This window comes from Pantoea sp. Acro-807 (assembly GCF_011752675.1).
Classification (GTDB): domain Bacteria; phylum Pseudomonadota; class Gammaproteobacteria; order Enterobacterales; family Enterobacteriaceae; genus Pantoea; species Pantoea eucrina.
Genome location: NZ_VWXE01000017.1, coordinates 1 through 1230 on the forward strand (window position 1 = coordinate 1; position 1230 = coordinate 1230).

The following is a 1230-nucleotide window of genomic DNA, read 5'->3' on the forward strand; positions in this document are numbered from 1 at the left end:
CGCTTACCACTTTGTGATTCATGACTGGGGTGAAGTCGTAACAAGGTAACCGTAGGGGAACCTGCGGTTGGATCACCTCCTTACCTGAAGATACCTTCCCGCGAAGTGCTCACACAGATTGTCTGATAGAAAGTAATGAGCAAGACGGCTGCGAAGTCGCGACACGATGTGTCCCCTTCGTCTAGCGGTTAGGACTCCGCCCTTTCACGGCGGCAACAGGGGTTCGAATCCCCTAGGGGACGCCACTTGCTTGGTGACAGGTGAAAGGTGTCTCCACAGTATCTCAAAACCGGCTTGCGAGTCGCGTTTGAGATATTTGCTCTTTAACAATCCGGAACAAGCTGAAAATTTGAAACGACCGCGTCGTATCCGTTCTCCGTAATAAGAACGATGCGCGATGCGGCCGGGTCTCAAGATTATCGCGATTCACAGCGTTCAAAACGCCTGTGGGTTGTGAGGTTAAGCGACCAAGCGTACACGGTGGATGCCCTGGCAGTCAGAGGCGATGAAGGACGTGCTAATCTGCGAAAAGCGCCGGCAAGGTGATATGAACCGCTACAGCCGGCGATGTCCGAATGGGGAAACCCGGTGCACCCAGTGCATCATCGCAGCATGAATACATAGTGCTGCGAGGCGAACCGGGGGAACTGAAACATCTAAGTACCCCGAGGAAAAGAAATCAACCGAGATTCCCCCAGTAGCGGCGAGCGAACGGGGAGCAGCCCAGAGCCTGAATCAGCTTGTGCGTTAGTGGAAGCGTCTGGAAAGGCGCGCGATACCGGGTGACAGCCCCGTACACGAAAACGCACTTGCTGTGAGCTCGAAGAGTAGGGCGGGACACGTGGTATCCTGTCTGAATATGGGGGGACCATCCTCCAAGGCTAAATACTCCTGACTGACCGATAGTGAACCAGTACCGTGAGGGAAAGGCGAAAAGAACCCCGGCGAGGGGAGTGAAACAGAACCTGAAACCGTGTACGTACAAGCAGTGGGAGCCTTCTTTATGGGGGTGACTGCGTACCTTTTGTATAATGGGTCAGCGACTTATATTCTGTAGCAAGGTTAACCGCATAGGGGAGCCGAAGGGAAACCGAGTCTTAACCGGGCGCTAAGTTGCAGGGTATAGACCCGAAACCCGGTGATCTAGCCATGGGCAGGTTGAAGGTTGGGTAACACTAACTGGAGGACCGAACCGACTAATGTTGAAAAATTAGCGGATGACCTGTGGCT

The 1230-nt window shown here is 53.7% G+C and carries 1 tRNA gene and 2 rRNA genes; all 3 read left to right on the forward strand.

Annotation, left to right across the window (positions count from 1 at the left end):
- A 16S ribosomal RNA gene (locus F3J39_RS18630) occupies window positions 1-83 on the forward strand; the annotation flags it as partial.
- 87 nt (window positions 84-170) lie between these two features.
- Window positions 171-245: transfer RNA gene (locus F3J39_RS18635), tRNA-Glu, on the forward strand.
- A 212-nt stretch (window positions 246-457) separates the two neighbouring features.
- A 23S ribosomal RNA gene (locus F3J39_RS18640) occupies window positions 458-1230 on the forward strand; the annotation flags it as partial.